The following is a 22572-nucleotide window of genomic DNA, read 5'->3' as shown; positions in this document are numbered from 1 at the left end:
GGATGAGGCCCAGGATATGGCACTCATCCTTTTTTTAACTTTGACAAGGTTGTAAGATTAATTTAAGAATCTGATAAGTTGATGGGAGAGCATTATGTGGAATTTCGACTATCTGAAACAGGAGCCTGCATACAGAGGATTTACCGACCCGGCAATCGCGGCTCAGAAAGTATATTTCATCGATCCGTCATCGTCGCTGATCAATATCCGGAAAGCCGTTGAGCAGGGACTGCGATTCATTTACCGGCAGGAAGACATTCCGACGGGTGAAAAAGACAACCTGATTTCGCTGCTGAGAAACCGGGAACTGGGATCCATTCTGCCTGATGGCATGATTTATGACCTGGACATAATCCGGATGCTGGGCAATCAGGCTGTCCACACAGACAAAACCGTAGAGAAAAAACGGGTGCTTCAGGCATTCCTGGCGTTGTTCGAGTTTCTGGACTGGATCGCTTACAGTTATTCCAGAGCAGACAATGACGTCTGGGATCCGGACAGACGATTCAATGTCGATCTGCTGATGCAGAGTCCCGGATCTGTATCTAGAACCAGAGAGCCGGTGAAGACAGAGGCAAAATCAGAAGAACCGCCAAAACTGCCGGATCTTCAAAACCGCAAAAAAGAAGATTATCCCCTGGCTCCGAAAGAAGCCGAAACCCGGAAGCTCTACATTGACCTTATGCTGGAAAATGCCGGCTGGAAGAAAGACACAAACTGGCTCGAAGAAGTCCCTGTCAGTCCGATGCCCACGAAAAGTGGGAAGGGCAATGCCGACTATGTGCTGTATGGGCAGGATGGAAAACCTCTGGCGATTCTGGAAGCCAAGAAAACGACGGCAGATCTGGCAAAAGGCCGCCAGCAGGCAGCTTTGTATGCCGATGCCCTGGAAAAACAGTATGGGCACCGACCAGTAATCTTCCTGAGCAATGGCGTAGAAACCAGAATCGTGGATGGGGAATATCCGGAGCGGAAAATCGCGGATGTATACTCGCCCAGAGATCTGGATAAGTTGTTCAACCTTCGGTCCCGGAAACAGCATCTGACACCTGCCCATTCCAGTGACCGCATTGCAGGCCGCTATTACCAGAAGCAGGCCATCACCGCAGTCTGTGAACTCCTGGAGAGAAAAAAGCGCAAGGCACTGCTGGTCATGGCCACCGGTTCCGGCAAGACCCGTACTGCTGCTGCTCTGATTGACTGGCTTGTTCAGAAAAGCTGGGTCAGAAATGTCCTGTTTCTGGCAGACCGGAAGATGCTGGTGAGTCAGGCCAAAGCCGCCATGGAAGCCAACCTGCCGGATCTCTCTGTCACAAACCTGTGTGAGGACAAAAGCAATCCCGATGCCAGAATCGTTGTCTCCACCTATCAGACCATCATGAACTGCGTTGATACAACCAGTGATACCAGCGGACGAATCTTTACGCCGGGGCATTTTGATTTGATTGTCTGCGATGAAGTCCACCGGTCGATTTACAATAAGTACCGGGATATCTTCAATTACTTCGATGCGCCGATGGTGGGACTCACTGCTACACCGAAAGAAGAAGTGGACAGGAATACCTATCAGCTGTTTGAACTCAATGACGGTAATCCTACATTTGCCTACAGTCTGGAAGACGGAGTGAAAGACCACTATCTTGTATCCTATGAAACAGTGGAAACCGGAACCAAGTTCATTCAGGAAGGCATCCACTTTGATGATCTGACAGAAGCGGAACAGGAAGACTACGAAGAGCGATTTGCAGATGAAAATGGAATTCTCCCGGAAAAGATCGACTCGACTGAACTCAACAAGACGCTTTTTAACCGGGATACCATCCGGAAAGTTCTGGGTCTTCTCATGGAACATGGTCTGCATGTAGACTGTGGCAGCAGGCTGGGGAAAACCATCATTTTCGCCCGGAATCATGACCATGCAGAGAAGATTCTGGAAGTTTTCCATCAGGAGTACCCGGAGCTTGGTAATGATTTTGCACAGATTATTGATTTTCAGGCATATGACCCTGAAACCCTGAAGCGAAGCTTTGCGGATCCGGATAAAATGCCGCAGATCGCCATTTCCGTGGATATGCTGGATACGGGCGTCGATGTCCCCAGTGTCCTGAATCTGGTGTTTTTCAAGAAGGTCCTGTCCAGAACCAAATTCTGGCAGATGATCGGCCGGGGGACACGGCTTTGCGAAGGTCTGATTGACGGAAAAAACAAACAGAAGTTCCTGATTTTTGATTTCCTGAATAATTTTGAGTTTTTTCGGACCAACCCTCATCCCGCTGAACCAAGTGGGACAGTCTCCGTCCAGTCCATAATTTTTGCGACTTTGTTCCGGATGACCTGGCGCCTTCAGGCTGAGAAATTCCAGACACCGGAGTTCAAGACGCTGAGGAATGCCCTGATTGCTCGACTCTCAGCGCAGGTGCAGGAATTGAACCGATCTGCTTTCAATGTGCATCAGCACCTGGATCTGGTGGACTGGTACAGGAATCCGGATCATTACCGGAAACTGAAATTAGCGGATGTTAATCAGGTCAAAAAGGAACTGGCTCCGCTGATTCAGCCTCCCAAAGATGAACTGACGGCAGTGCGTTTTGATTCACTGATGTACGGGATGGAACTGGATGTCCTGAATGACGGCAATGGTGGCCGGGGATTGAGGGACCTGAAAAAGAAGGTGGCAAGTCTTCTCCAGGATTCTTTGGATATTCCGGAAGTTGCCAATCAGAAAAAGCTGCTGGAGAAGTGCGTGGATGACCAGTATCTGGCATCTCTGTCCATCTGGGACATGGAAGAAATCCGCAAAGGATTGAGATATCTGATGAAGTACATTGTCAAAGATGAAGTCCGGATCTATGAGACGGACTACCGGGACACCCTTCAGGATATGGAGATCCGCCAGCCGTCGCTTCCCAGCCTGGAACTGGATACATACAAGGAACGGATGCGGAAGTACATCAAAGCACACGAAAATGAAGGCTGCATCCTGAAGCTGAAGGAAAATCAGCCGTTTACGTACCGGGATTATCAAGAACTGCAGAAGGCGCTGTGGGAAGAAGCAGGCACCAAGGCGGATTACGAGGCGGAATATGCAGACAGGCCGCTGGGTGAGTTTGTCCGAAGCATCACGGGTCTGGACCAGAAAGCTGCCAAGGAGATTTTTGCCAGGTACATTGATGAAGCAGAGCTGGATTCAGAACAGATCGAGTTTGTGAATGAAATCATCGATTATCTCGTCAGAAACGGAACTATGAATATGCAGGTATTGCAGCAGTCTCCTTTTACAGACCGCGGGGGGATTTTCGCACTGTTTGGGAAGGAACAAGGTAAGTGGATGAAGATCAAAAAAGGAATCGAAGAAGTGAACAGCCGGGCAAAACCGTTTGATGCCTAGGCAGCAATGAGGGAGAGACGGAACCAATGATTACAGGAGAACTGAAAAACAAGATAGACAGTCTGTGGGGGATTTTCTGGACGGGAGGATTGACTAATCCCCTGGATGTGATTGAACAGATGACCTATCTGATGTTCATTCATGATCTGGATGCGACAGATCTGAGGCATCAGAAGGAAGCTCTGATGCTGGGACTGGACAGCAAAAGCATGTTTGACGGGGAAGTGACCATCAACGACAGGGTTGTGAGCAAGCAGGACCTGAAGTGGAGCAGGCTGGGAGACATGGAACCCAGGCAGATGTATGACACGATGGCCAATGCGGTATTCCCATTCATCAAGGGACTGGATGACGGCAATGACAGTGCCTATTCCACCTATATGCAGGATGCGATTTTTAAAATCCCAACACCTTTGATGCTGGACAAAATCATGACCGCCATGAATGGTATCTATGAGCTCATGGAAGAGGACAAGTCCGGGGATACCCGTGGTGATGTATACGAGTATCTGCTGTCCAAGATCGCCACTGCCGGTGTGAACGGGCAGTTCAGAACGCCGCGCCACATCATTAAAATGATGGTTGAGCTGATGGATCCCAGGCCGGATGACACAATCTGTGATCCGGCGGCAGGTACTTCCGGTTTCCTGGTGGAGGCGGCGGAATATCTCAAGAACGTCAAGAAAGAGGATGTGCTCTTTGATCCTGAGAACCGGAAGCATTACATGAATGATATGTTTACGGGATTTGATATGGACCGGACCATGCTGCGGATTGGTGCGATGAACATGATGACGCACGGAATTGAGCACCCCAATATTGAGTACCGGGATTCACTGACGGATCAGAATCCTGACCGGGACAAATATTCTCTGATTCTGGCCAACCCGCCCTTCAAGGGATCACTGGACTATGACAGTGTGTCTGATGACCTACGGGATATAGTCAATACGAAGAAGCCCAAGACAGAGCTGCTGTTCCTGGAACTGTTTCTGAAGATGCTGAAAAAGGGCGGCCGTACCGCCTGTATTGTGCCGGATGGGGTGCTGTTTGGAAGCAGCAAGGCGCATAAAGCGATTCGGAAGGAACTGATTGAAAACAACAAGCTGCAGGCAGTGATTTCCATGCCCAGCGGCGTATTCAAGCCATATGCGGGTGTATCCACTGCGGTTCTGGTTTTCAACAAAACGGGCTACGGCGGAACCGACAAGGTGTGGTTCTACGATATGAAGAACGACGGGTTCAGTCTGGATGACAAGCGCTCGAAAATCGAAGCCAATGATATTCCGGATATTGTGGAGCGGTTTAGAAATCTGGACAAAGAAGTAGACCGGAAGCGGACAGACCAGAGTTTCCTGGTGGATAAAGAGGAAATCGTGAAGAACGATTACGATCTTTCCATTAACAAGTACAAAGAAATTGAGTATGAGAAGGTGGAGTATGAGCCCACTTCCGTGATTTTGGGCAAGATCAACGATCTTCAGACGGAGATTGAAGCCGGATTGAAGGAACTGGAGAAGATGCTGAAGGAACAGGAGCCAGGAGATGAATAGCGTACAGCTGAAAGATCTGTGCTCTGTGAAATCTTCAACATTGAAAGCGGGGGATGTGAAGAATATGAATCCTGGACAGTACCCTGTATATGGAGCGAGCGGTTTGATTGCTGATATAGATTCTTTTCAACACGAAAATCCTGCTTTGGCAATAGTAAAAGATGGGGCCGGATTTGGCAGAGTATATAAAACTCCGAAAAAATCATCTGTTGTTGGAACGATGCAGTTCATTTTACCTAACGAGGATGTGGACAGAGATTATTTGTACTATGTACTGAATCATATAGACTTCAACAAGTACAGATCTGGCGCGACCATTCCACATATATATTTCAAGGATTATTCATCTGTACAGATTAAGAAGCACTCTCTTTCGGAGCAGCGGATTATTGCAGAAAAACTGGATGGAGTTACTGGTCTTATTGATAAGTCTTATGCTGAGCTTGAGGAGTTTGATCAACTTGTCAAATCCCGATTTAACGAGCTGTTCATCAACAAAAACCAAAATGACAAAGAGTCGCTACTAAAAGATGTTGCTTCTCTAATGTCAGGAATAACGAAAGGACGCAGAATAAAGGGGCCGACAATAACAGTGCCTTACATGGCGGTTTCAAATGTAAAGGATGGGTATCTTGATTTATCAACAATAAAAACGATAGAGGCATCTGAGCAAGAAGTGGAGAAATATCGTTTGCTTCCAAATGATGTACTTATGACGGAAGGTGGAGACCCAGATAAGCTTGGACGGGGTTGTGTGATTGAAACACCATTACATAACTGCATTCATCAGAACCATATTTTCAGAGTCAGATTGAATAATCGGCTACTGACTCCGACGTATTTTCAATTCTATCTTCAGGACAAAAAAGCCAGGGAGTATTTCTTGAGATCAGCTAAACAAACAACTGGAATTGCCAGTTTAAATATGACGCAATTGAGAAACCTTCCAGTCATTATCCCTCCAATCGGGCAGCAGCTAGTGTTTGAAGAAGATGTCCAGGTCATAAACAAATCAAAATTGGCAATCCAAAAGAGCATTGATGAGCTGGAAACTTTAAAGAAAAAGCTGATGCAGGAGTACTTTGGATGAGTAAAGGGGAGAAAATCAGACTTTTTCACGGATCTCGTAGTGGCTTAAATGGTCCCATAGCACCAATCAGCAGAGACAAATGCGATTTTGGTACCGGTTTCTACATGGGTACAGTCGTCTGGCAGCCACTAACACTGATTCACAATGAAGAAAGTCCAGTTCTATACACTGTTGAGCTGGATTTATCTGACTTGAGAGTGCTGGAACTGGGGGCAGATTTGACCTGGGCATTAGTAATCGCGTATTACAGGGGCAAACTAGAAAAATATAAGGATCTGCCCCTGTATAATGCGATTCAATCCTATGTCAGTGGGTATGATGTTATCAAAGGGCTGATCGCCAATGACCGGATGTTTGTTGTACTTGACCGCTTCTTCCAAGGGGATATTACGGATGCTGCTCTGATTCACTCGCTGATGGGGCTGGAACTTGGAGAACAGTATGTTGCAGTTTCAGAAAAGGCGTGTTCGCAAATATCAGTGGTTGAAGAAAGATACATTGATGGACCTGAATGCGAAGCTTTGAAAGAACTGAGTTTTAAAAACAGAAAAGCAGGAATCGAACTCGTGGAAAAAGTAGCCAGAAAGTATCGTCGGGAAGGCAGATACTTTGATGAAATCGTGGAGGAATGGAATGGATTTGAGTCTGGATCAGAGACAGCTGTGTGATATTCAAGGCCGGCTGTTTGAAAATTCAGTGAAAGCCGGTTTCGATTCTCAGGAATTCATCAGAACGTTTATGACCAGTTCCGTGGCATCGCATCTGGATGATACATATGACCGGCTGCAATGGATGGGAGAGGAATATCTGCTGGATGAGCTGGGTGATGAAGCTGGTGGTTTCAAGAGAAATGGGCCTCTATATGACCAGGAAATGATGTACTGGACTGGATATTTGTATCGTTACTGGCATTATCTGACAGGAGAATCCAGCAGAAACATTTACCATCAGGCAGATGCTGAAACCATGAATACCAGCTGGATCGGTTTCCATGCACTGGATCCGGAAATGGCTGTAGAGCGCTTTAAAGAAATGTCCTGAATGCAGGTATACAAGAACAGCATTGTTGGTTGAGACAATGCTGTTTTACGATTGGGGATATTTAGAAGGAACCAGATTGTTCTGAAGGAGATCCCATGAAACAGCAACTGATTGCAGATATCACCCGTGAAATGCTTCCTGTTTTGAATAATTACCAGCTCCAGCAATTGCAGAAGGTTTTGAATCATTGTTTTTACCGTGTGGATGTAAAAGAATCAGAATCGCAAATAAGTGATGCTGACAAGAAGTCAAATGAAGATTACTTAGATCTATTTATCACCGCCAAGAGTATAGAAGGATGCAGCGCCAAAACCTTGAAATACTACAAGGCCACCATTCGAAAAATGCTTTCTGTTCTTGATATCTCCGTTACTCACATTACAACGGAAGACTTAAGACAGTATTTATCCGATTATCAGACTATCAATAATTGCAGCAAGTCCAACATCGATAACATTCGGCGAATTATGTCCACCTTCTTTTCCTGGCTTGAAGACGAGAGCTACATTTTAAAGAGTCCAGTTCGAAGAATTCATAAAATCAAAACCCCAAAGACAGTAAAAGAAACGTATTCAGATGAAAACCTGGAAATACTAAGGGACAACGCATCAAATATTCGGGATCTGGCAATGATAGATCTTCTGGCATCCACAGGTATGCGGGTGGGAGAGCTGGTCAAGCTGAATATTGAGGATATTGATTTCGATAATCGGGAATGTATTGTTTTTGGCAAAGGAAGCAAAGAACGACCGGTTTATTTTGATGCAAGAACCAAGATCCATTTGAAAAACTATCTAGATTCAAGAAATGATGCGAATCCAGCACTTTTTGTGTCTCTTCTCAATCCCCACAACCGATTGGCCATCAGTGGAGTGGAAATACGGCTGCGGGAACTGGGAAGAAAGCTGGGAATCAAGAAAGTACATCCGCACAAATTCAGGAGAACACTGGCAACCAGAGCCATTGATAAAGGGATGCCTGTTGAACAGGTTCAGCAATTATTAGGTCATACCAAAATAGATACCACCATGCAGTACGCAATGGTGAACCAGAACAATGTGAAGATCAGCCACCAGAAATATATTTCATAGAAACTCTGATAGATTCAAATCCCGATATGGTGTTTGGAAGTGTTTTAAGCAGTGGATAGAAGAAATAGTTCTCATGTTTATACAGAGGTATAGCTATGTGGCATGAATTGGGTGATTTAATCAGCTATGCAAAAGTAAAGCGGGCTAGAGATTTAGACTTACCCGTTCTATCAATGACTTCCAAAAATGGAATCATGCTCCAGAATAACAGGTTTAAAAAGGATATTGCATCCAAAGATCGATCAAATTATAAAGTTGTGCGGAGAGGGCAATTTGTCTTTGGATTTCCTATGGATGAAGGAGTTATGTACTCCCAAAAGATTGTGGATGAGGGTATCTTGAGCCCTGCTTATGATGTGTGCGATGTTAAAAAGAGCATTATTGATCCAAACTATTTAGAAGCATATCTACATGGCCCTCGTGCTTTAACTTTTATAAAAGAGAAACTGCGGGGGACAACCGCTCGTCGCAGAGTCGTTCCCAAGGATCAATTGGGTACTTTTACACTCGATATACCTAGTTTAGGTGATCAATCTAAACGACTTAATAGACTAAGTTTGATGCAACTATTACTAGAGAACGAAAAACAATTGCTCGTTCTATTGGATGAACTTGTCCAGTCCCGATAAGAAGAGAGGTTTGTTAATGAAGTATAAGATTACAGATCTTTTTGAGTTGAAGATGGGAAAAACACCCTCTCGTAGCAATCCTAACTACTGGAATGGGACTAACGTGTGGCTTTCTGTATCAGATTTGAGTAGTTCAGGAAAATATATTAGTTGTAGTAAGGAAAGAATTACCGAACAGGCTATAGACAAGTCCAAGATACAGATGATTCCTAAGGATACTGTAGTAATGAGTTTTAAGCTATCATTAGGTAAAGTATCTATCACAACACATAATATGTACACAAATGAAGCGATTATCGCATTTGTAGATAAGAAAAGTGAGAAAGTTGATCCTTCTTACTTATACTATTGGTGTTTATCCCAAAATTGGGAGAAATACGGAAATAAGGCAGTTATGGGGGTGACACTTAACAAAAAAACTCTCACTTCACTTTCGATTGAGTTGCCACCATATGAATTGCAAAAGAGAATTGTAAAGCGCTTAGACTTATTAGCCAATCTCTTAGAAGCTAAAAATATACAATTACAATCTTTACAGCAATTAGTCCAGTCCCGATTTATTGAGATGTTCGGCGATACTAACAATTCAATGGAGTGGCCAATCGCAAATGTTGAAAGTATTGCAAAAGTAAAAGTAGGCCTTGTAATCAAGCCTACACGTTTCTATTCTTCTTCCCCAACACGATATAAAGCGATTCGTGGTTTAAACATTTCACCTTTTTGCATCAATGATACGAATTGGGTGTACTTCACAGAAGATGGTGCTAAGTCCAATAAAAAGACAGAGGTTAAAGAAAATGATGTCGTCGTAGTAAGATCAGGAGCACCAGGAACGGCTGCTGTTGTAACCAAAGAGTATGCTGGTAGCAATGCAATTGATGTGCTCATAGTTGAACCTGATTTGACCCAGATAGACCCTACTTATTTATGTGCATATACGAATTTTCCGCATGGGTTAAAACAGATCAGTAAGGGAAGTGGGGGTGCAGCACAAAAGCACTTTAATGTTGAGAAATATAAAAATCTAACTATATTTATTCCTCCACTAGAGAAGCAAAAACTATTTTCTATAGAGAAGAAGGAAATAGACAAATCAAAATTTATCTGCCTAATCAACGCATAACCACCCCATCTCGCCCTTCCACCATCGGCATCCTGTCCCGTGACAGCATAAAAAGAACACCGCATTCTTCACTACAAGCGGTGTTCCTTTCCTGATCAGACGCCTTCAGCCCGTCAGGACTGCCGGCCATAATCATCCTGCAGCCGGATCACATCGTCCAGCTGCGGCGTGGAGACCTCGATGATGGCACTGTCTTCCAGACCCGTCACGCGGTGGCGGAATCCGGGCTTCTGCTCATAGACCATCCCCGGTGTGTAGATGTTTGTCTGGAGATTGCCGTTTTCGTCGTCTTCCTCCACCTGGAGTTTTCCGTAGAGCACATAGGCATGTTCCAGTTTCTGTTCGTGCTTCTGCAGCGAGCACCGGGCGCCTTTGTTGAAACCGATTTCCTTCACGGCGTAGCTGTCGTTCACCGCATACAGCTTTTCGTATCCCCAGGGCTTTTCGATGTATTCAATGACTTCCTGCTTCATGAGATTGCATCCTTTCTTATTCCATGTTGGCGTGGCGGCCGAACATCGTGTCGCTGTCCATGTGATTTTTCTCCATCAGCATCAGGATCGAGGCATCCATGAACAGCCCTTCGCTCTGCTCAAAGAGACTGCCCATGGGCTGGATGGACTGGATGTCGCCTTCCTTCGCGGACTTGGGGCTCGGGGCGCTGATTTCCACGACCACATCCGCCATCTGCGCAATGGGAGAATCCGGATCGATGGTGATCAGGGCGATTTTCGCGCCCACGCTCTTTGCCTTCCCGGCGTGGTTGACCAGCGACTTCGTGCTGCCCGATCCGGAACAGATCACCAGCACGCCGTTTTCCGTGATGTTCGGGGTGCAGGTTTCACCCACCACATAGCTCTTTTTGCCCATGTGCATGAGCCGCATCGCAAAGCCTCGGATCTGGAATCCGGAACGGCCCGCTCCTGCACAGAAGATTTCATCTGCTGCATCCACGAGATCCACGAACTCCCTGGCCTTCTGGTCGGAAACCGACAGCAGGGTGTGGTTCAGTTCGCTGACAATGGTTTCCGCAATTGTCCTGTAGTTCATTATTTCATTCTCTCTTTCATTGCCGTGGCCATGACTGCGGGATCATCGGCGTTGCAGATGGCACCGCCCACCACGATCACACCGGGCTTTTCTGCGGCGATCGCATCCACTGTGGCCAGCTTCACACCGCCGGCCACCGCCGCTCTGGCGTTTTCAATCACCGCATTGACCACCTTCAGGTCCTCCAGCGGATCTTTCTGCCCCGTGCCCTGAATGTCGAATGCCGTGTGGACACAGATGTAGTCCACACCCATTTTGTCCAGTTCCCGGGCTCTTGCAGCCAGGTCCATCACGCCGATCATGTCCACCATGACCTGACCGCCGTGAGTTTTCGCAGACCGCACCACGCCTTCGATGGTTTCATCATAGGAAACCCCAAGGACGGTGACGATATCCGCGCCGGCTTCAAAGCACTTGTCGGCCTCGAATTCTCCGGCGTCCATGATCTTCGCATCTGCGAGCACCTCGATCTCAGGATGAGCGGCCTTGATCGCACGAACGGGTTCCATGCCGCATTCAATGATGAACGGTGTGCCGACTTCCGCGATATCCACGGCTCCTTTTGTGTGATCCAGCAGCGCCAGGCACTCCTCGAGTGTCAGGGTATCCAGTGCAGCCTGCAGCTTCATAATGCATTCCTCCTTGTGTGTCTGTACCTGCATGATACGGTGCCTCAAAACCCGGAACCACTGAAAACGGAAAATTCGCGAAAAAACAAAGGCTGGAATTTTGTTTTGCGGCAAAACTGCCGCATTCGGATTTTGTTTTGGATGCATGCGCTTACAAACATGTGACATACGAGACAATGGTTCACCCTTCAGAATTCAATTGGTTGTAACGGGACAGACTATCGGCTATGGTAGAGAAAAAGGGGGCAGAACTGATGAACAGAATTCTGGAAGCTGCCACAGCCGCAGCCTGCATGCTGTCGGTCATGGGCCCGTCTGCTGTATTCGCAGAAGAAAAACCGGCTGGCGATACAAAGGAACATACCCTTGAGGTGACATACATCTATCCTGACGGCACTGCAAAAGCCGCGGGAGAACTGAAGTACAAGTCCATGGAAAAGGAGAATGCCAAAGAAGGCATGACCTATCTGGCCATGGAGGATCTGCAGACATTCGTGATGAAACACCGGCCGGACAAGGGTTTTGAAGCAGACCTGGGAGAAGTCTGGTTTGAAAAGGACAAAAAAGAGGGAACAAAGCTGACGCTGGAGGACACGGACGTGTCCCTGGATACAGATAATCTGTATCTGGATGCAGACAAGGACGATGGTAACTATGACATTGTCTTCTATCAGGCACCCGGCAAGGTGTTCTCTCAGGAAACAGTCAAGGCAGGAGACAAGATTCAGCTGCCGGAAAAGGACCCCGGAAAGGACGGATACGTTTTTGACGGCTGGGACCTGAAAGAGGGAACCAAAGCCGAACAGAACCTGTACCTGTATCCGAAGTGGACACAGGAAACGGCCCAGGCGCAGGGAGATGGTGTACGAAACGTGACACTCACCTTTGACCCGGAAAACGGACAGCCTGCCCAGGTGCTGACCGTGAAGGCCAAAGAGGCTGTGGATGCATCTGCCATTGCAGAGCCGGCCAAAGAAGGCTTCGTCTTCAAGGGCTGGGACCCGGAAATTCCAGCCACAGCCGATGCATCGCAGCAGTTTCACGCAGTCTACGAAAAGGAACCGCTGCCGGAATACACCGTCAGCTGGGAGATGGATGGACAGGTCATCCGTACAGATACCGTGCAGGAAGGACAGCCCACACCCCAGGCACCGGATGTCAGCGTTCCGGATGGATACGTCTTCAAGGGCTGGGACCCGGAGATCCGGACGAATGTGACAGAAAACGCGGTCTACACCGCGAAGCTGGAAGCTCTGCCTGACGAACCCCAGGCGGTGGACATGGTCACCATCTCCTTTGCGGGCGGCGACCAGGAGATTGCACCGATCACCGTGGTGAAGGGATCGGCCATTGATGAATCCACGCTGCCCAAGGCGGTCAAAACCGGGTATACCTTTACGGGATGGACCAATGTCCCGGCTACAGCCGACAGAGACCTGACGCTCACAGCCGCCTTCACAAAAGACGAGTACAAGATCGTCTACCGCAGTGAAGGATCCGTGGTGAAGGAATTCACAGCCGGATACGGCGATGCAACCCCTCAGCCGGAGGCTCCTGTACGGGAAGGCTATGAGTTTGAGGGCTGGAACCCGCAGGTGGCGGCCACCGTCACCGGCGGGGCAGAGTACAATGCAGTCTGGAAGGCCCTGCCGGTGCAGGATGTGAAGATCCGCATCCAGTACCTGGAAGAAGGCACAAACAAAGAACTGCACTACGCCAACGTGGTGGAAGTCCGCACCGGCAGCGCCTATGATGTGACACGCTTTGACAAGCCGGACATCAAGGGCTATACCTATGTGAAGACCGATGGCAGCCTGACGGGCACAGCCGACAAGGATGCGACCATGACCGTCTGGTATGCAAAGGCAAAGAAAGGTACCACGGGCACAAACGGCACAGATACATCCACGAACACAGACAGCGCATTGTATATCGGACTGGCTGCCGCCGCAGCCGTGATCCTGGTTGTGCTGCTCGTCCTGAAGAACCGGAAGAAATAGCCGGTTGAATGATACAGCTGCACTGCCGTCAGCCCGTGCTGACAGGCAGTCTGCCCATGAAAAAGGAAGCGTCACCGCTTCCTTTTTCCAGCCTGAGGCGCCGGAATGCCGGAATGGCAGGCTGTGTGCCGGCTGACGAACCAGTGATCCAGGAAGGAACTTAGATGCAACTGATACAAACTTCGCGTTTTACCAACAACACGGTCTCGCTGCGGGCCCTGGTGCCTCTGGACAGCCGGACGATCTCCGGGTGGAATGTCCTGGTGTGGATGATCCGCTCCGCAACAGAAACCTGGCCGGACCGGCAGACGTTCACCGAGGCCCTGGGCCGGGCCTACTCCATGCATGTCCGCTGTGGCCTCACCGGCTACGGTGCACAGGTAGCACTGGAAGTGGTGTTCGAGTGGATCCGCCCCGATCTGATCCGGGATCCTGCCTATCCTGCAGCCGTGCAGGAGGTGATGGAGCAGGTGCTCTTTCATCCCTGCCTCACGGCCGAACGCCTGGAGGAAGCCCTGTACATGATCCGTGCCCGCCTGCTGCGCCAGCAGGAAGATCCCGATACAGCGGCCGTTCTGGCCGCGCTGGCCGCAGCCGGGGAAGGCACCTCGCTGGCCGTCCCCATTTCCGGGACACTGGAGGGCCTGGAGTCTGTCACGCTGGACGAAGTCCGGCACCTGTGGAAGACCTGGCTGGACATGCCCAAAAGCCTGTATGCCGTGGGCGATCTGCTGCCGGAAATGCAGCGGTTTCTGGATGGACTGCTGCAGACTGCACCGGTCTGCACACCCCATTCTCCCCTCGCCCCCAGGGAAATGCCGGCAGTGGTCCGGGAGGTCCGGGACATTGCCCAGACATCCCTGGTGCAGGGATACACCACACAGATCACGCTGAGCGATTCGGAGTCCGCGGCTCTCATGGTCCTGAGCTCGATCCTGGGCAGCGGACAGAAAAGCCTGCTCTTCGAGGAGATCCGCGAACGCCACAGCTGGTGCTATTCCATTTCCTGTTCCCTGATCCGCTTTGACGGCCTGCTGCTCGTCACGGCCGGGACCAGGGCGGAATACCTGGAGGACCTGCAGTCGAAAATCGCCCGGCAGATCCGGCGCATTGCGGATGATGACTATCCCCAGAGCCTGTTTGATGCCGCCATTCTGGACCTCGTGGACGGCATCAGCGCCCGCCGCGATTTCCCGAGGGCTTTGATCGAGACCGCCTTCCAGCAGGACCTGCTGGATCTGCACCGCACAGACCAGGAACAGATCGCCCGTCTGCGCCGCGTGACCCGACGGGATGTGCAGGAAACCGCACAGAAGCTGCAGCTGGCTGTCACATCCATCGTGCAGGAAGGAGAAGCCGATGAACAGGATTGAGAAAACACTGCCCAACGGCACCCGCGTGGTGCTGATCCGCAAACCCGGGTTTTCCCGGTCCCTGTTTCTGGCGGGATTCGGCACCGGCGGTCTGTACCTGCAGGGAAACACTGCCGAAGGGCGCCGGCGCTTCCGTTCCGGTGCGGCCCATTTCCTGGAACACCAGATGTTCCGGCTCAATGGCCGGGATGTGACGGATGACATGGCCGCCATGCAGGCCGGCACCAATGCCTATACTGCTTTTGAGGAAACCGCCTATTACTTTTCCACCACGGCTGACCCGCTGCCGCCGCTGGGGCTGCTGCTGGATTTTGTCCAGACGCTGGACATCACCGAAGCCAGTGTGGAAAAGGAAAAGGGAATCATCCTTTCGGAATACGACATGTATGACCAGAACCCCGAGTCCAGGCTGCTGCAGGAAACCATGAACAGCCTGTATCACGTCTATCCCCTCAACACCGACATCCTGGGCACCCCGCAGGACATCCGGGACATGTCCACGGAAGACCTGGCGGTGTTCTACCACACCTGGTATGATCCCGCCCGGATGGTGGTGATCGGCATCACTCCCCATCCGCTGGACAAAGTCCTGGCATTCATTGAAGACCGGGAAGCCGGCTATCCCGGGAGCAAAGAAACTGCTCCGGTCCCCGTGTTCGACCCGGAACCTGAGTCCGTGCATCGAAGCTCGTTCACACTGCCCATGGATGTGGCGGCCCCCTATGTCTGCATTGGCTTCAAGTTCAAACCCGCCGGCGATGTCCGGGAGAACATGAAGCGGGACCTGGCGGTGAATTTCTGGATCGACGGCATGTTCTCCCCCCTGAATCCCGCCTTCCAGGACTGGATCGACCAGCGGATCCTGACACAGGTCTACAGCGGGGAAGGGGAGTTCTCCGACAAGGATGCGTACATGCTGTTTTATGCGCAGACAGAGAAAACCGATGAGTTCCGGGATCTGGTCATGGACCTGGTGAAGCGGCGGCCGATGCTGTCCGAAAAGACCTTCGAGATTCTCAGGCGCCAGAACCTCGCCCGGTCGCTGCGGCTGCAGGACTCCTTCCAGGGACTGGCCCAGAAAGAGCTGGAAGCTGTCCTGGATGACGTGCCGCTGGCCGAACAGACGGAAATGGCGAGGAACATTACACTGACGGATGTGGAACAGGCAGTCAGGGAACTGAATTTTGAAAACTGCACTGTGACGCTGATAACGCCGCGAAATGAAGCCCTGCAGGGGTGAACTTCACCTGAAACATATGGATTTCCAGGCCCGGATCGAGGATCCGGGCTTTTTGTGTGTCCGGACGGCGATGCGTAAAGTAGCGGGTGTGCAGGAAAGGAGGAATTGAATTGCTGAATGTATTCTGCCTCGCAGGGCGCCTGGCAGAGGACCCGGTGATGCGCGAGACACCCGGCGGGATCCGCATGGCGGAAGTCACGCTGGAAGTGGAACGTCCCTTTGCCAATGCCCAGGGACTGTATGAGAAAGACCGCATCACGCTGGAGGTCTGGAGAGGGCTGGCGGACACGATTGGGAGTGTCTGCCGCGGCGGCAGCTGGGTGACTGCCAAAGGACGCATTGCCAGCCGTCCCTATGAAAAAGATGGAAAGGTCTGGAACAACTACAGTTTCGTGGCCGAGCGCGTCGACGTCCTGAGTTAGGAGCGGGCTGCCTTTCTCCTCCCCCCTTTGAAGGAATGAGGATGACGATGCCAGGAAAGCAGACACCAGTCTGCTTTTTCCTTGAGAATTCCCGGCAGCCGAAACGCTGCCGGCTGACACTGATACAGAAACAGAAAAGGAGTACGGAACAGAACGATGAAACGAACGATCGCGAAACGGTTCCTGTCCGGGGCAGCGGCAGCCCTGCTGCTCATGACAGGCGGGCTGATGCCGGTCCATGCCCGCGACAGGGGACCAGAGGAAGTGAAGCTGGAACTCCGGTCAGAAGGCCCGGGGACTGTGACCTGGAACGGACAGGGGCCTGGCAGCTGGATGCGGCCGAAGGGAGAGGAAGTCTCTCTGGAAGCCACACCTGAGGCAGGAGCCCGCTTTGCGGGATTTGAACGCAACGGACAGCCGGTCACCAGCCATGAGCCCCGGCTGACCTTCACCCTGGACCAGGACACACTGATCAGGGCTCTGTTTGAGCCTGCGCCGGCAGACAGCCACGAAAAGACAGACGGCGAACAGGAGCCAGACAGCAACCCATTGACAGCCGGGCAGACCGAAGACGGGCAGGAAGATCCGGACCCCGGGCAGACCGAAGAACAGGCCCCGGAAGCAGACCGTGACCTCATGCGTCCCATGGACCGGCCATTTGAACTCACAAAGGAGGAGTCGACTCTCATTGAAGCCTATCGACAGGGAAACTTCCGGGCCGGCAAAGAGATGCGGCTGGCCATGATCGAAGACTACGGCCTGCAGGACTGGGTGGACGCAGACGGCTTCCTGCTTCCGGCTTACTTTACGGCCTTCGGGCCGATGGCAGCTGTCCGGGGCGGAATGCAGATCCTGAACCGCAGTGTAAACGGTCTCCAGGAGACAGGTCGCATGCGGACGGTGAACACCGTGACGAAATACGAAGACCACACCTGGTACTACCCCGGCGGCTACATGACCGGCGGACTGTGGACCATGAACATTCCGGGATTCGGGCTGCGGCAGGGATTCTGCGCCAATGGCATGTATGCACCCCCGCAGGCCGGCACCCCGCTGAAAGAGGCGGTAAAGAAAACGGACTCGATGTTCCGCAAGGCCCTGTACTACGGCTACGGCGGACCGGACAACCGTCTCGCTGCCCGCGGCCTGAATACCGCCCAGCAGATCATTGTCACCAACGACCTGGTGTCCATGTCCAATGTGAACACCTCCATTGGCAGCAGCATCGGCGGCGGCTGGATCTGGCGGGACTACAGCGGACCGGTCTGGGAGGAGATGAAACGCTGGCCGGAACCCCCTGCCACCTTCCATGCCTACCTGGCGGACACCGAAGGATCCGGTGAAAACTGGCAGGGTCTGAACAAGCCATACCAGCCCCTGGCCTTCTATGTGGACAATCCGAGCGGGACTTTCCGCCTGACAAAGACAGGCCGGCTGCCCGATGTGACACAGGACAACCATGCCTATTCCCTGGCAGGCGCCGAATACACACTCTATGATGCAGCGGGGCACAAAGCCGGCGTCCTGACCACGGACAAAACCGGAACGACGAATGAGATATCGCTGCCCTTTGGCACCTACACCTACCGGGAAACCAAAGCTCCCCAGGGATATCAGAAAGACCCGGCCACCTGCACCGTGACCATCGACCGAAACGGCCATTCACTTGCGACCACCGGCCGGGTGGAAGACACCCCGGAGACCACGCTCGTGGACCTGCTGCTTTTGAAGAAGGGAGACAGCGGGCAGACCCTGGCAGATGCACACTTCGAGATCGGTTTTTACAAAAACGGGGACACCCGGCCCACCCGGACCTGGGTCATGAAATCCGATGCGCAGGGAAAGATCCTGCTGGACGACGCCCACAAAGTGAGCGGTGATCCCTTCTACCTCAATGAACACGGCAAGCCATGCTTCCCCAAAGGCGACGTGAAGATCCGGGAGATCAAAGCCCCCGCCGGTTACGTCGCAGATGCGGCGGTGCATACCGTGGATACCCGCACCATGACAATCTGGAAGACGGCGGAAGTCGTCAACCGGCCCAGAGAACACGCCCTGCGGCTCATCAAGAAGAGCTCCGACGGACATGTTCTCGAGGGGGCTGAGTTTGCCGTCTACGAAGACGAAGCCTGCACCAGTCTGTTTTACGAAGGAACCACAGACAGCAGCGGGGAACTGGCCATTCCAAAGATCCGGGACGGCAAACCGTACTGGCTGAAGGAACGCAAGGCACCGGCCGGGTACAGACCAGATCCGGCAGCCGTGAAACTTGTCATGCACGCCGATCCTGATACCGGCAGCGGATCGCTGGAGGTCAATGGCACCCGCTATGAAGCCGGACACCAGGATGACATGGTGCAGGTGGAGATGAACAAGGGCATCCTGCAGGCAGCGCTTGTGCGCATCAACCAGGTGCAGGATGCCCTGCCTGAAACCGGTTCATCCGGCATGATTCACATCGCTGCAGCCGCAGCCGTTCTTGCGGCATTTGCCTGGCTGCTGAAAGGAAAGGATACAAAATGAAAAAATCTGTCATGCTCATGGCCGCCATGCTGGCCATGACTCCGCTGATTCCCGCTGCAGCCTGTGCCCCGGCCTATGCCATGGACACCGCTGTGCTGTCCGCAGCCGGTACTGTGCAGGCAGGTGGCGGACCGGCCTCCATTGTCCTGAAGCCCTCTTCCGCATCCCAGACTCTGCAGGGCCGGCGCTTTACTCTGTACCGGCTGTTCGAGGCGGAGCCTGCAGCCGGCGGGGAATCCGTGGTCTACCGCTTTGATCCGGAAACCGAAGCTGCCGTGAAACAGGCAGTCGCAGCCGGCCTGGGTATCCAGGCTGGCGCGGTCGGGGAACAGCAGGCCGTGGACTATGTGGCCTCCCTCTCGGGACAGGACAGTGCCCTGCGCCAGTTCCTCTCGACGGTGCAGGACCACCTGCAGCCCGCCCAGGGAGAAAGTTTCCGGGTGGATTCCACGGCTGCCGACGGCAGCTTCACCATTGCCGGTCTGGACTATGGCTGGTACATGGCGGATGAAGAAGGAACCGACATCAGCGGATCCCATGCTGCGGCCTCTTTGCTGATGGTCAGCACCGCTGCTCCATCTGTTCAGATCAAAGTGAAGTCGGACTATCCTCAGCTGATCAAGCAGATCGAGGAAGATGATGGAACAGCGGGCTGGAACGACATCGGTGACTACCAGTACGGCCAGGCGATACCTTACCGCTTTGAAACCACGCTCCCGGATGTCACTGGCTATGAAACATACCTGATGCGGTTTCACGACAGGATGGACCCGGCACTGGACTTTGACCCGTCTTCCGTGGCCGTGACCCTGGACAAAGACGGAAAACAGTACCGGCTCAGTCCGCAGGAATTTACGATCACGGACACCCCGACCGCAGACGAGACGTTCTCCGTCACCATTCCGGACATCAAGGCCATTGCCGACCGGGAGTTCGGCAGCTTCGGTCAGCGCGTGGAACTGACCTACAACGGGGTGTTCAACGAAGGCATCCTGGACCGGCAGGACCAGGGAAAACAGGGCTTCGAAAACACCGTGCGCCTGGAGTTCTCCAACGACCCGGACTCCAGCCAGACCGGCTTCACGCCCTGGGATACCGTGGTCTGCTACACCTACCGCCTCAACGCCGTCAAGCACAACGAAAACGACGTGAAGCTCGCCGGTGCGAAATTCCGGCTGTACCTGGACAAAGACTGCCAGACAGAACTGGGGTTCGCCAAACACGGGGATGTCTATCTCCCCGCTGCCGATGCACAGGACATTGTGACGGATGATGAGGGCTCATTCCGGCTGGACGGCCTGGACCAGGGGACGTACTGGCTCCGGGAAGTGCAGGCCCCCGCGGGATACCACAAACTGAAGGACCCCATCGAAATCACGATCACACCCGGCTTTGTGGATGACCGGCATGCCTATGTGGCCGGCGGCCAGGGGCTCACGAATCTGACAGCCACAGCCGGCGGGCAGGACCTGGAAACAGATCCCATACAGACGTCCGCGAACCTGAGTGTCCTGAACCGGACAGGCAGCGTGCTGCCCTCCACCGGATCGGGCATGACCATCGTGCTCTTTGCGGCAGCTGCCGGACTGGCGGTCACCGGACTCTGGATGGGACGCAGACGTGGATGAGACGCAGCCTGTCCCTGTTCTGTCTGGTGGCGGCGTGTCTGATTGCGCTCTTTCCGGTGATCTCCGGACTGATGGAAACCCACCGGCAGCAGGAGGCCGTGTCCACCTTCCGGCAGGAGGCGTCCACGGTTTCTGCCGACCGGGCACGCGAGCTGGAGCAGGAAGCCAGGGCCTGGAACGAGGCCAGGCGTCATGGACAGCCGCTGTCCAGAGACTATGACCAGATCCTGGACATCACGCAGACCGGGATCATGGCCACGCTGAGCATTCCGAAAATCAGCGTGAACCTTCCGGTCTATCACGGGACCGGGGAAGAGGTGCTCTCCGCCGGGGCCGGTCATGTGGAATTCAGTGACCTGCCGCTGGGAGAACCCGGGTATCACAGTGTGCTGAGCGCACACCGGGGCATGCCTTCTGCCAGACTGTTCACCAGGCTGGATGAGCTCAAAGCCGGCGACCTGTTTTTTGTGGATACACCGGCACAGTCACTGGCCTACGAAGTGACGGACATCCAGGTGGTCGAACCGGAGGACACCGGCGTTCTGGATCCGGTGCCGGGGCAGGACCTGGTATCGCTGGTGACCTGCACACCCTATGGCATCAACACCCACCGGCTGGTGGTGACCGGACGGCGGACCACAGTGGACACGACCGCGGAAGATGCGCAGGCACCTGCTGTGCCATCTGCCCGGGAGCTGGCGTTTCTGCTGGCACCAACGGGATTTGGCGCAGCAGCGTTCCTGCTGTACAGACGAAAGGAGACAACATGAAACTGAAACGATGGCTGCCCGTCCTGCTGGCGGGACTGCTTCTGTGGCCGCATCCTGGCGTGCAGGCACAGGCAGAAGATGCAGCCGGCACGCTGACGCTGCAGCTGACGGAAGAAGGGGAGCGGGAAGGGGTCCGGTTCTCACTGGAGAAAGTGGCCACGCTTGAGGACGGAAACTACCGCCTTCTGGATGCCTACACGGACACGGGCGTGGACCTGAATGGTCTGAAAACCGCAGCCGACCTGGCCCAGGCTGCGCAGAACCTGGCCCAGGCCGCGCCTGAACAGCCGGTGCAGGCAGTGGAAATGAGGACGGACTCCAATGGTGAGGCCAGGGCCATACTGGAGACGGGCGTGTGGCTGGCCAGACAGAGAGACGGTGCCGGCTACGGCTGGATCGCCCCGTTTCTGTGTGCCATTCCCTCCTGGGACCTGGACAGCCAGGACATGACCTGGGACACGGTGGTGCAGCCCAAGCGGGAACCCTTTCCGGATCTCGTGATCGAAAAAGTGGACGAACAGGGCCACCCTGTGACGGGACTGGACTTCCGGTTTGTGCTGGAACAGGATGGACAGCGCCAGGAAGGTGTGACCGACCCGGAGACCGGCACCGTGCGCTTTGACCTGCGCTGGGGGTCTTCCGCGATTTCCGAGGAAAAAGCCCCGGCGGGGTATGAAAAAAGCACCCGGGTGATCCGGGTCAGCCTGGGAGATACAGTCCTTGTGGATGGACGCGAAGCCGACATACAGGATGGAGTGATCCGGGTGGCGTATGTAAACGGGAAAGAGCCGGCAGCCCCCGGCAGGACGCCCACCGGTCTGGACTCCAGGGCCGGGCTCTGGCTGGCGGCCGGCCTGGCTGCAGCCGCCGGCATGGCCCTGGTGTTTGCCCTGCTGCGAAAGCGGTCTGATTCATAACCATACAAAGGAATGCGGCTGTCTGATCTGCTGAAGCCGCACATCCCGCTGTTGATTCCGGATGAGACCGGACCTTTCTCCTGGATCCCGTCCTTTGCGGCTGCA

At 52.9% G+C, this 22572-nt stretch carries 19 protein-coding genes; 16 read left to right on the top strand and 3 right to left on the bottom strand.

Annotated features, from left to right (window positions below; genetic code table 11):
• Positions 1 to 94 precede the first annotated feature (94 nt).
• The 8 genes from aalo17_RS08790 to aalo17_RS08755 all read left to right on the top strand — a co-directional run bounded on the left by aalo17_RS08790 (position 95) and on the right by aalo17_RS08755 (position 9915).
• Entirely contained in the window at positions 95 to 3388 is a 3294-nt protein-coding gene (locus aalo17_RS08790; protein WP_067558384.1) for a DEAD/DEAH box helicase family protein, read from the top strand.
• Between the two features lie 26 nt (positions 3389 to 3414).
• The gene (locus tag aalo17_RS08785; protein WP_067558382.1) at positions 3415 to 4941 is read left to right on the top strand and encodes a class I SAM-dependent DNA methyltransferase; all 1527 of its coding nucleotides are present in this window, start codon (positions 3415 to 3417) and stop codon (positions 4939 to 4941) included.
• Positions 4934 to 6031 carry a restriction endonuclease subunit S gene (locus aalo17_RS08780; protein WP_067558379.1) on the top strand — a complete coding sequence of 366 codons (1098 nt, stop codon included), beginning with the start codon at positions 4934 to 4936 and terminating at the stop codon, positions 6029 to 6031. Before aalo17_RS08785 ends, aalo17_RS08780 begins: the two co-directional genes overlap by 8 nt.
• Positions 6028 to 6699, top strand: a complete 672-nt coding sequence (locus tag aalo17_RS08775) for a DUF3990 domain-containing protein (RefSeq protein ID WP_067558376.1) — start codon at positions 6028 to 6030, stop codon at positions 6697 to 6699. The genes aalo17_RS08780 and aalo17_RS08775 overlap by 4 nt, the downstream gene beginning before the upstream one ends.
• Entirely contained in the window at positions 6665 to 7072 is a 408-nt protein-coding gene (locus aalo17_RS08770; RefSeq protein WP_067558373.1) for a hypothetical protein, read from the top strand. Before aalo17_RS08775 ends, aalo17_RS08770 begins: the two co-directional genes overlap by 35 nt.
• A gap of 95 nt (positions 7073 to 7167) precedes the next feature.
• Positions 7168 to 8163 (top strand): site-specific tyrosine recombinase/integron integrase, encoded by a 996-nt coding sequence (gene xerA / locus aalo17_RS08765; RefSeq protein WP_067558371.1) that lies wholly within the window; start codon positions 7168 to 7170, stop codon positions 8161 to 8163.
• A gap of 95 nt (positions 8164 to 8258) precedes the next feature.
• Positions 8259 to 8792: a restriction endonuclease subunit S domain-containing protein gene (locus aalo17_RS08760; protein WP_067558368.1), complete on the top strand. Its 534-nt coding sequence runs from the start codon at positions 8259 to 8261 to the stop codon at positions 8790 to 8792.
• 16 nt (positions 8793 to 8808) lie between these two features.
• Positions 8809 to 9915 (top strand): restriction endonuclease subunit S, encoded by a 1107-nt coding sequence (locus aalo17_RS08755; protein ID WP_067558365.1) that lies wholly within the window; start codon positions 8809 to 8811, stop codon positions 9913 to 9915.
• A gap of 113 nt (positions 9916 to 10028) precedes the next feature.
• Here the strand turns inward: aalo17_RS08755 and aalo17_RS08750 are convergent, their stop codons facing one another.
• From aalo17_RS08750 to hxlA, 3 genes are read right to left on the bottom strand one after another with little or no spacing between them, the layout of a single operon-like run.
• Positions 10029 to 10388, bottom strand: coding sequence for a cupin domain-containing protein (locus tag aalo17_RS08750; RefSeq protein ID WP_067558363.1), 360 nt, complete (start codon positions 10386 to 10388; stop codon positions 10029 to 10031).
• Between the two features lie 16 nt (positions 10389 to 10404).
• On the bottom strand, positions 10405 to 10965 hold the full coding sequence (gene hxlB / locus aalo17_RS08745) for a 6-phospho-3-hexuloisomerase (RefSeq protein ID WP_067558360.1): 561 nt from the start codon (positions 10963 to 10965) through the stop codon (positions 10405 to 10407).
• Positions 10965 to 11594, bottom strand: coding sequence for a 3-hexulose-6-phosphate synthase (gene hxlA, locus aalo17_RS08740; RefSeq protein ID WP_067558358.1), 630 nt, complete (start codon positions 11592 to 11594; stop codon positions 10965 to 10967). The genes hxlB and hxlA overlap by 1 nt, the downstream gene beginning before the upstream one ends.
• Positions 11595 to 11848: 254 nt before the next feature.
• On the opposite strand from hxlA, the gene aalo17_RS08735 reads away from it, so the two are divergent.
• From aalo17_RS08735 to aalo17_RS08700, 8 genes are all read left to right on the top strand, one after another.
• Complete coding sequence (locus tag aalo17_RS08735) at positions 11849 to 13594, top strand: InlB B-repeat-containing protein (protein ID WP_067558355.1); 1746 nt, start codon at positions 11849 to 11851, stop codon at positions 13592 to 13594.
• Positions 13595 to 13758: 164 nt separating this feature from the next.
• Complete coding sequence (locus aalo17_RS08730) at positions 13759 to 14967, top strand: M16 family metallopeptidase (RefSeq protein WP_067558352.1); 1209 nt, start codon at positions 13759 to 13761, stop codon at positions 14965 to 14967.
• Complete coding sequence (locus aalo17_RS08725) at positions 14954 to 16207, top strand: M16 family metallopeptidase (RefSeq protein ID WP_067558349.1); 1254 nt, start codon at positions 14954 to 14956, stop codon at positions 16205 to 16207. The genes aalo17_RS08730 and aalo17_RS08725 overlap by 14 nt, the downstream gene beginning before the upstream one ends.
• A gap of 110 nt (positions 16208 to 16317) precedes the next feature.
• Positions 16318 to 16629 (top strand): single-stranded DNA-binding protein, encoded by a 312-nt coding sequence (locus aalo17_RS08720; RefSeq protein WP_067558347.1) that lies wholly within the window; start codon positions 16318 to 16320, stop codon positions 16627 to 16629.
• Positions 16630 to 16785: 156 nt separating this feature from the next.
• Positions 16786 to 19152, top strand: a complete 2367-nt coding sequence (locus aalo17_RS08715) for an MSCRAMM family protein (RefSeq protein WP_067558344.1) — start codon at positions 16786 to 16788, stop codon at positions 19150 to 19152.
• Complete coding sequence (locus tag aalo17_RS08710) at positions 19149 to 20780, top strand: SpaA isopeptide-forming pilin-related protein (protein WP_067558341.1); 1632 nt, start codon at positions 19149 to 19151, stop codon at positions 20778 to 20780. The genes aalo17_RS08715 and aalo17_RS08710 overlap by 4 nt, the downstream gene beginning before the upstream one ends.
• Entirely contained in the window at positions 20777 to 21550 is a 774-nt protein-coding gene (locus tag aalo17_RS08705) for a class C sortase (RefSeq protein ID WP_067558338.1), read from the top strand. Before aalo17_RS08710 ends, aalo17_RS08705 begins: the two co-directional genes overlap by 4 nt.
• The gene (locus aalo17_RS08700; RefSeq protein ID WP_067558335.1) at positions 21547 to 22467 is read left to right on the top strand and encodes a SpaA isopeptide-forming pilin-related protein; all 921 of its coding nucleotides are present in this window, start codon (positions 21547 to 21549) and stop codon (positions 22465 to 22467) included. Before aalo17_RS08705 ends, aalo17_RS08700 begins: the two co-directional genes overlap by 4 nt.
• Positions 22468 to 22572 lie beyond the last annotated feature (105 nt).

It is taken from the genome of Faecalibaculum rodentium (assembly GCF_001564455.1).
Taxonomy (GTDB): domain Bacteria; phylum Bacillota_I; class Bacilli_A; order Erysipelotrichales; family Erysipelotrichaceae; genus Faecalibaculum; species Faecalibaculum rodentium.
The sequence above is the reverse complement of the archived record's forward strand: the minus strand, read 5'-3'. Positions and strand labels throughout refer to the sequence as shown.